The 9,373-nt window shown below is 55.5% G+C and carries 6 protein-coding genes; 4 read left to right on the top strand and 2 right to left on the bottom strand.

Features of this window, described 5'->3' with window-relative positions:
* Together ACK59H_RS22235 and ACK59H_RS22230 are read right to left on the bottom strand one after the other, a co-directional pair.
* Positions 1-306, bottom strand: a 306-nt coding sequence (locus ACK59H_RS22235; RefSeq protein ID WP_409264927.1) for a hypothetical protein, incomplete at its 3' end; no start/stop codon positions are given.
* Positions 307-327: 21 nt separating this feature from the next.
* Positions 328-1,515 (bottom strand): hypothetical protein, encoded by a 1,188-nt coding sequence (locus ACK59H_RS22230; protein ID WP_060480603.1) that lies wholly within the window; start codon positions 1,513-1,515, stop codon positions 328-330.
* A 338-nt stretch (positions 1,516-1,853) separates the two neighbouring features.
* Between ACK59H_RS22230 and ACK59H_RS22225 the strand changes: the two genes are divergently transcribed.
* The 4 genes from ACK59H_RS22225 to ACK59H_RS22210 all read left to right on the top strand — a co-directional run.
* On the top strand, positions 1,854-3,650 hold the full coding sequence (locus tag ACK59H_RS22225; protein WP_155500319.1) for a hypothetical protein: 1,797 nt from the start codon (positions 1,854-1,856) through the stop codon (positions 3,648-3,650).
* 165 nt (positions 3,651-3,815) lie between these two features.
* Positions 3,816-6,230, top strand: a complete 2,415-nt coding sequence (locus ACK59H_RS22220; protein ID WP_060480601.1) for a hypothetical protein — start codon at positions 3,816-3,818, stop codon at positions 6,228-6,230.
* A 2-nt stretch (positions 6,231-6,232) separates the two neighbouring features.
* A complete protein-coding gene (locus ACK59H_RS22215) occupies positions 6,233-9,013 on the top strand; it encodes a hypothetical protein (protein ID WP_060480600.1) in 2,781 nt (926 codons plus the stop codon).
* A 54-nt stretch (positions 9,014-9,067) separates the two neighbouring features.
* Positions 9,068-9,373: hypothetical protein (locus ACK59H_RS22210; RefSeq protein ID WP_409264926.1), on the top strand; the 306-nt coding region annotated here is incomplete at its 3' end.

Below are 9,373 nucleotides of genomic sequence, written 5' to 3'. Positions count from 1 at the left end.
TCGGATGGCGGGTGTAGCACCGCCGCCGGTGACGGTGAAGCTTTCATTGGTGTGCAGGCTCAAGGCCCGGGTGCTGGGCACGTACTGGGAGAGGGTGAGGTTCCAGCCTTTGCCCAGGCCGCTGTCTTCGAGGGCCAGCGGATTGAAGGCCAGGCGCAAAGGCAGGCTTGGGCCAAGCAGTTGGTTGCCAGGCAGGTTGGGCAATTCGATGCTCAGGGAGTATTGTCCCGTGCGGGGGTCGACACTGTTTTGCACGAAGCTGAGAAAGTTGAAAGCGTTCGAGTACGCAGCGGATGAGACGGTCATGGCAATGGCCTCTATGATCAATTAGCGGCTTTCAGCCGGGGAACGTAGAGATGCGCAGAGGTAACGGGTATCGCCTTGTTCATCACTGCGGTGCGCGCGACCGACCATCACTTTGTTTGCGTCGCAAACAAATTGGAGGCCTTGCTCCATTGCAGGCGTTGACCAGTTGGCATCAACTTCAACGAAAACTGTGTTCTTTTTAGCTTCGCTACCTTTGTAGAGCGTGGCGCACTTATATTGGGTTTTTGCGTTTTCATCGCCCTGATGTTTTCGGCCAACCATAACTTGATCTACAGGGCATCTGAAATAATGGTAGTCCTGGTCGGACTTTTTGTAATTCACAGCTTCTGTGCACGTTGTGAAGTCTCTTTCGTCGTCTTTCAAGACCCGATATCCGCATTCAGGGAAGGCTGTGCCGAATACCGAGTCGACACGCAGCAGGCCTTCGACCGAGCCGCATTTGTATTTGGTATCTGCGGTCTCATCACCGGTCTGATGACGCCCAACCATGACTGTATTGTCAGGGCAAGTGAAGTTTTCTCTGTGGGCTGGGCCCCGATTTATCCAATTTTCAGGGTGCTCAACGGCGATGGTTTCACCCATCAGGGATGAGGCCGGGCCAGAGGGCATTATGATACTGATGCACGAAAGGTTATTAACGACTGCATCAACCTGCGTACGTTGAGCTTTGTTGACTTTCACTCCAATACTGGTCTGTGTGCCAGTCTCCGAAGTATTGGTCAAAAGTTTTCCAACGTTATTGAATAAACGGTCGATGCCTATCTCTGCAAGCTGGGCACTGTTGCGGGTTGTTTGAAGTTCAAACCAGAAGTTTTGGTTAGTGGACGGGTCTCTGCGTTTTTTGAACGAGTCACCCAAGCCAGTGTCGCACAATGGGCTATCAGTGCCCAAGATCTTGACGGCTGATGGGAAGCTTTTAAAACTGATGATTTGCGGCCGGAGTTCATAACAATCCCCACCGGGGCTGTTGAGGTTTGTGGTGACCGTGCGCCCGGCTTGATATTCAACACTGACATTGCAGGCGTGCTGGGAGTTGTTCTCGGGGTCGAGCACATCTCCTTTCGGGCCGCTTAATTCAATGGTCAGCGTTTGTGCCTGGACGGTGGCTGCTATTAATAATGGGCAAAACGTAGCGACGCCTAGAGCCATCCAAGGGTTATAGCGGGTGGGTTTATAGAGGGAGGGCATGATGGGGTCTCCAAAGGGGTGTAATGCTTACTATCGGGTAGGTCAGTGATTGCGGCGCCAGCGGAGGCGCTTAGTGGCAATGCACAAAACTGCTACCAGGCTAAATTACAAGTCCCCATCTGACACCTGACAGTTTTACTAGGCTGGTGTGGCTTAGCCATCGAGCCTGTCAGGATAAAACAAACCCTCAACGCAGTGAGCTGGTAAAAATGCCAGGGTGTACCTGCGCTTCGTATCAGCCCGTGTGTAACGGGCTTACATAACTTGACCTGGTAATTCTGTTAGTAGGCAACCGCTTCTGAGGGGCGTAGAAAGTACCTATCCCGAAGGAGGCACTCATGAATTCACCGTATAAAAACAGGCGTTTGGCAAGGCCCATGCCCTTCATACCTAGCCTGACCGAGGACTCCGAGATTGATGTCGAAGCACTAGGCAGTGAAGACCTTGAGACATATGTGAAATATGCTGGTATGCAAGATGGCGATGAAATCCGTGTGCTTTGGCGTGGTTGCAATGCCGCAGGCGTCGCGTTCGATGACCTGGGCTCGGTGTCTACGGTCATCGATTTCGATCCAACCCTCGGCATGCTTGTTCCGATCAACAATCGCATATTGGTCGAGACGCTGGGTGGGGCAGGGTTTTATTCCTACGCGGTCAATGGGGATCCCGAAGAGTCCGATCGTACCTTCTGCCTGATCGGCCTGCGCACCCGCCCGGTCGTGGGTGAGCGTTTGCCGGTGGTGCAGGTAACGCAGTCCCATGACCTGGTCATCGCGCTGGACGAGATCGGCAGCACTACCACCGTCACCGTTGCGCCTTATCAGGCAATGCGTAACAACGACGAAGTAACTTTGGTATTCCAGGGCTACGACGATGAAGACTTCGCGATGCCTGAAAAGACCTATCCCCTCCTGGTAGATGAGGCGCAAGTGGGGCAGCCGTTGCAATGGGCGGTACCCCGGAGTCAGTTTCTGCCGCTGGGTGGGGGGCGGGTGGAGCTTCACTATGAAATCCAATTGCAAGGCGGCTTGGTTTCCGTCGATTCGCCACCGCAGGTATTTAGAGTCATGGCCAGCGGGGCTGGGCTCTCGCCCCGGCTGGCCGAGGTGCAGATAGACGGTTACAGCGGCGGCGACCTGGACCCCAGTACGTTCCCCACAGGGCTAACGCTGCGCATACCGCGTCATGATGGGGCGCAGCCCGGCGACCATGTAATGCTCTATTGGGATGGGGCAGCCGACAGCTTCGTGCACAGCCAACGTTTAGATGCCAGCAGCGTCGAAGGAAGCGAGGTAGTGTTCAGTGCCCCAGCGGCTTGGCTAGAGCCTGGTGAGCTGACGCTCAGCTACCAACTTGCTCGCCAAGGCCTGGCGCTATCGGCTCAACCCTTGAGTGTGCAGGTCGTGGTGCCGCGTGTGCTGAGCGCGCCGTCGATGGAGGCCAGCGGGTCCGACGGGGCCACTAACCAGGTGTTTGCAATGGGTGAAAACCTGGGGGTTGGGGCCTGGATAAATGTGCCGGCATCGGTGCAATTGCGGCCGGATGAAACGCTTAACGTCCATTGGGATGGTCACCCTAATGGCGGGCGGTACACGGCCACCGCGCCGGCTGATCCAAGTAAGCCGCTACGCTTTCTGATACCCCCTGCCTTCGTGGCACCGAACATGGAAGCTACTGAAGAAGGTACGGCTAAGCGCTTTGATGTCACTTACCAGATTCTGCCTGGGGGCAGCCGCTCCGACCCGCTGCGCGTGCGTATCAAGCCCGTCCCGGTCGGCCGCTACTCGCATATTGTGTGTAAAGAGGCCGAAGGGAATGGGGATCTTTTGCTGAGTGATCTCGAAGGCCGACCTGCAACCTTGATTCTAGAAAGTTGGATATTCATGAACATTGGACAAAAGGTCAAGATCTGGATCAGTGGTAACGGTGAAAGTGGCGCGATAAGCGAAATGTTGCGAGACGCTGTTGAAGTTGATGAAGCCGAAATGAGCTCAGGATTTGTCTACGCGAATATACCCTTCGCGTTGCTGGAACGCTTTAAGCGCAATAGCAGCCCGGTGATTCACGTCACCGTGAGTTTCGACGATGTGGCGGATACGAAGTTTCTCTCGAGAACGATAACCATCCGGGACTGAGTCCAGCCTGCATCGGGCGTCGCCAAGACGCCATCAGTCGCAGCTTTCGATAATTGCCTGTCGCGCGCGTCGCGAAGGTAAAGACAAATGACCGCAACAGTGGACCTGAGGCAGGGCGACGTATCGTCTTGCGAACAGGTGGCACCCTGACACGGGAGAAATAGTATGAGCAGGTTGACCCCGGAAGAATTTATCCAGCAGTTGGAATATAAACCCGCGACCAAGAAGTGGGGCGTGGTGTTGGCGTTCGATCGTAATAAAGCCAATTATTTGTTGATGCAGGAGTATATCGATCGTTTCAACAGTGGTTCGTACTTCCCGAGCATTAACCATACAACGCCGGTTACAGGTGGTGTGCGTTTCCATGTGCTCGATGACCTGCAGGCCGATAAACCGCGCTTGTCGTTTGAAAACGCTTCGATAGCCGATTCCCGCGCCGATTTGCACATGCGCAGTATTGGCGGGCGCTTGCTGGAAACCAACCAGCGTGCGGGGCTAGCCCGTCGCGATGTGGTGCGTCTGGCGCAAGCCGATGGCCTGTTGGGGCCGGCCCTGTCGATGAAGGTCAAACTGAACAAAGTGACCGGCGGGATAGACTCGGCTGGCAAGGTCGTTATCGATTTGGGTGGCGATGATGTCACCGATATGTATTTTTCCGGCGTAGACACTGATTTTGAGGCTTTGCTACTTGGGACGCACCTCAGGGAGATCATTAAAACCTGGACGCCGGAACAGAAAATATTTGAACTCAGTGAAATACGTCGTGACGCGGAAGATGCGCTGCAGCCGGCAGAGTTTCATTTGCGTACCCACCCTTCGCCGGGTGCGACAGTACGCACGGCGGAGAACTTCGGCGACGGCGAGGTCCTGGTGTTCATCCGCCTTGACGGGGCTCAAAATGGGGAACTACCTGCAGTGGACAGCGACATGCTGTTTCTGCTGCCCCAAGGATACTCTAGTAACTTGATGATCGGCTACGAACAGATTTTCGAAAAGATGATCATGGAGGAAATTAAGAAAATTGAGCGCTTGGGTGGGGTTCAGTTCCAAGTCGTGCTGCGGGGGGCTTTCAAGCAATACGTTGCCGGAAACGGACAATTTGCCGCGTCAATCATCCCAGTTGGCCCTGTCCGCACTAAAATTGAGACAATGAATTTTCCGTTCGCCAATGGTGAAAACTCGTTGCGTGTGGAGAAGGATGGGCGCCGCTACGTGGTCAGATGGTCGGGTACTATCGAACGTACGCATGTCGAAATTGATGGAGTCCGTGGTATACCCCCGATGGATTGGTATTATGAAGGGGATTTCAAAACCGATTGGTCATTCGAGCAAGTATTTAGCGTTTCCTTGCAAGACAATGCGCAGGGGCGCAAAGTCATCGCGCTTAACTCCAATGCGGCTGACCTTACCGTTAATACTTCGTTCGTCACCGGTGACGGGAACAATGACGGCGGGTTGGGCCGCCCAGCATTCGATTCGGCAATGGATTCCGCGAAATGGCAATTGGAAGTTGATTTGAAATTCCTCGCTAGCAATCTGACCAACCTTGGCACTCAAATAGATGCCATGCGCTTGAATAACTTGCTGTTCCGAGGCGACGAAGTGGTCGAGCCGAAAGCCATCGCCATGCCGGGTGATATCACGGTGCTGGGTGAGCTGGCACCCAAACGCACCTCGCATACTATCAGCCCTCAAGAAGTCGTGGTGCAGGCAGGTTCCGAATACTCGTTTAAGGTGGAGCCTGCGCTGGCGGGGTTAGAGTGGACAGTCAGCAATTTGCCGGACGAAACCGGTGATCCTGGGCAAATCGACAAAGCCTCCGGTAAATACAAGGCCCCCTCGGCCGCTTCATTTGGCTATGGCTTCAAGCGCGTGGTGGTCACTGCCAAGAGCAGCGAATGGCTGGGCAGTGCGCTGGTAAGCCTAGTAGCGAACGATGTGTCCATTTACCCATTGGTCAGCACGGTGGCGCTGTCTTCCGACGACAGCACCAACGTTGACGTGAAGTATAAAGTCTGGGCGGCATCCATCGATGGCAGCGCCATGACGTGGACGGTGGTGGGCAATGCCAACGGCAGCCTTTTGCCAAGTACCGAGCCCGAACCAGGTGTGCAGGATGCAAGGTTCTACAAGTCGGCGCGCAGCGCTGACCTGCCCGCCCCGGTAACCAAGCTCGATAAAATCTTGCGCATGGACCGTATCGACATCAAGCGCGCCGGCGCTAGCACCTCGCAATCCATGTATATCCTCATCCCACTGTCTGAAATGGGCAGCTCGCATCTTCGCGTAGCCGCGGTTGAAACAGGTCTGGCTTTCGAATTCTGGTCGAAAAACCTCGATAACGAGGACGTCCAAGTCCCACCTGAGAGTACCGAATGGTTCCTCGTCAAGGGCGATGGCACCTTTGAGGGCGGTGTCTATACCACGCCCAGGGATAGCGCAGAGCGCTTCATCGTCGTGGCCGCTTTGTACGAAACGCCGTTCATGGCGATGTGGAGCTACATGATCTTGCCTGTGCCGTTCGTATCGTTCCAGGCGTTTTCGCAACTGTGCACTAGTGCCGATGACCAGGAGAATTGATCATGGTTGACTATTCCAAAGAAGCATTGCTTGAACGCCTTCGTCAGGGCACTGTCATGCATGACTGGGGCGGTATCCTGGCGGTCGGTCGCGCACCACTGAACAAGATGCTCGAGGAGCAATACTTGGCGCGCTACGGTAGCGGTGCTTGCCTGGACCCTGTGGATATTCGCTTCAGCCTCGTCGCCGATGGCACCATCACGGCGGGTTTGCGCAGCTTGATACTGGGCCCACCCCAGCTGTCGTTCGAACATGCAAGTTTGACCGACGGTGTAGCCACGGTGCGCATGACCCTCTTGGCAGGGGACTACGACGCCCAGTCGTCGCCGACCGGCAACGCACCGCTGCTGTTGACAGCTTCCACGGTGCGTCCTTCGATGGGTTATTACGTCGAAGCCTTGATCGACTTGGAATTCAAACCCACCGAAACCGGGAAGCTGGGACCGATCGTGCTGGACCTGGCCAGCGGCCGCAACTTCAGCTGCAACCTCGGCGATACCGAATACGCACGCACCATGTTGGGCAAGCGTTTAGGCGACTGGTTCAAAGAGCAGCCAGCTGATCGCTGCCGCTATGAACTCAGTGTGTTCGACCTTGCTCATTACGCCGCTTTGGGCGCCAAGCGGCTCAAGGTGTTGACACAAAAAGCCCCTTGGAGCTCAGAGCCTGGTGCTGAAGGGGAGGGCGCGATGGTGGTGCTGATGCAGCTCAACACCGACCTTGCTCCGGGCTCATTGCCAACCTCTGGCAGCCTCCCGTATCTGCTCCCGCGCGAGCCGGATATCAGTAATACGTTGTTGCGAGCCCAATACACCAAGCCACTGGGGGAGGGGCCGAGTGACACACTTCAGGCAGTGAAGGTGAGCAACGACAGGCAATGGGATTCCCTAGAGCACCACGAACCGCATGATCTGGTGGCGTTCAACACTCTCAAAGCAGGTACGTTGACGCGCGAGATCGTGCCAGCGATTGTCAGCATCGACGCAGGTCAAGCGCTGCCCTTCAGCCTTGATGGGGGCACGGGCGCTGTGAAATGGGAGGCCAGTAACATTTTCAGGGCAGCAGCCAGCGGCGCCATTGCTGATGGCACCTACAGCAGCAGAGCGCCCAGTCTTTTTGCCCAGCCAACCCAGGTCACGCGGGTGTCCGGTCAGTTTGAAAGTGATGACCAAGGGTTGCAGCGTTCGGCTTTGGTAATCGAGAACCAGTCCTCAGTACTTGTTTCACCTAGGGTGGTAACTTGGCTGGAGGGTCAAACGGCCGTGGACTTCAGGGCCTCCAGTACTGGTGGCGGGCAGCTGCAATGGGCACTGGTCGGCCCATCGCTTGGGGATTTGCAGCAGGGGCAAGAGGGCCAAGCGCGTTTCACGCCAGCGCCGCAAACCCCTGGCAGGCCACTCATTCGATTGCAGCAGATCGAGGTCACCGATCTTGCTACCCAGGCCAGCGCACGGGCGTGCGTGATCATCATTATGCACCCGCAGAGTGTGGCGGTGACGCCGCACCACGTGCTGCGTCAAAACGTGCTGGCTGGTGTTCAATTCGATCTGCAGGGTAACTTGCCTTCATCGGCGGACATCAAGTGGACGGTCTACGGCGACGGTGACATCAGCGAGCGGAGTGGGCTTTATGCCCCCCCGGCTTCAACGGATTCACCCTGCAGTGTGGTCATGGTGGAAGTAGACAATATGTTCGCCGGCTACGCGATCGTCGAACATGGGCAACTGACCCCGGCGTCGAGCACAGTGAGTAGCTGGGTTGAACTCGAGTATTTCCGGCTCGAGGTAAAAGGGCCTGCCAAATGCTATGCCAACGGGCTGCAGCAGATCATTGTACAGGTGTCCATCAAAACCAAGCCGCTCGCCACCGGCGAACATTACCCGATCAGCGACACCGAGCTGGATTCGCTTCGTTTTTCGCTAATCAGCGGCAGCCAGTTGAAGTTTCTGGAAAAAGATGAAGAAGGCATTGTGCCGCCCGATGATCCGTCCAAACCGGGCACATGGGTGGTGAATCGTGCGCGTAACCGTTATTACCGACCCACACCCTCGGCCGAGGCCGGTGTTCAGGCGGGGCAGGGAGAGCGTATTGAAACGTACTATGTGCAAACCACCAGCACGTTACCTGAAACCTTATACGCCGAGTTTCGGCGAGATGGAGGCGGTCGCATTTCCTCCGACGACGAAAGTAAAGAAAACGGCAAAGTTGATTTAGAAGGTTTGCCAATCCCGAACTATCGAATTGAGGCTTATGGTTTCAATGACGAGCGCAAGGCTGATGAGGGCGACGTCGTCAATGGCGACAATTTCAACTACATGGATTGGAGCGTCGACTATTGGACCTTGGCCCTGGCACCTGACGAACAACAAATCAATTTTGTATCGATAGAGATCGAAGCCGACGACAATAAATCGATGGTGGAGTGGGAGTCCGAAAACTACGAAGAAACCTTCGCCAGTTATACCGGCTTTACCCTGTCGAGAACAGACAAGATGCAGTTTGATGGCGTATTGGTGAAAATGGCGCAGGCGAGAGGCCTTGTGCTCAAGGATGCTATCGAAGACTACTCCGAGGGCACGCTGGTTGTCAGCTTGAATCGCGTTTCCGACTTCCCTTTCGGGGATGTAGCTGAGCACCCGCAAGATATAGAAGATCGCACGTCTCTACAAAGCGAGTTCAAGTTCATGCTCATTGACATCAATGGTAACCGGCATAAGCTCAGCGTCGATTTCGGGGGTGGCCAGGACGGGCGTAACAAGCTCGTATTGAGTAAAGCAAAGTGATTGATCTGTGCCTGCCTGCATAAGGCAGGCACTCTTCTGAACAGGTTATCGATCATGACTCAAACATCAGTCGTACACTCCAATGCGTTCAATTTTCTCAGCTTCGTGCAAAACCGTGTCGACCCCCGCACGGGTCAATATACCCTGGGCATCGAATTGCCAGACCTGCCTGGCAACCAACTGCTTGGCCCAACCCTGCCTTTGCGCTTGGCCTTCAATCCGCTTGCCCTCGAAGACAGCGGTCTGGGCAAAGGCTGGAACCTCACCCTCTCCCAGTACGTGCCCAGCACCCGGGCCTTGAGCCTGCACACCAATGAAAGCTTCATCGTCACCGGCGGCGGTGCTACACCCGCCATCCGC

The organism is Pseudomonas sp. KCJK9000, from assembly GCF_046230725.1.
Classification (GTDB): Bacteria; Pseudomonadota; Gammaproteobacteria; order Pseudomonadales; family Pseudomonadaceae; genus Aquipseudomonas; species Aquipseudomonas promysalinigenes.
The sequence above is the reverse complement of the archived record's forward strand: the minus strand, read 5'-3'. Positions and strand labels throughout refer to the sequence as shown.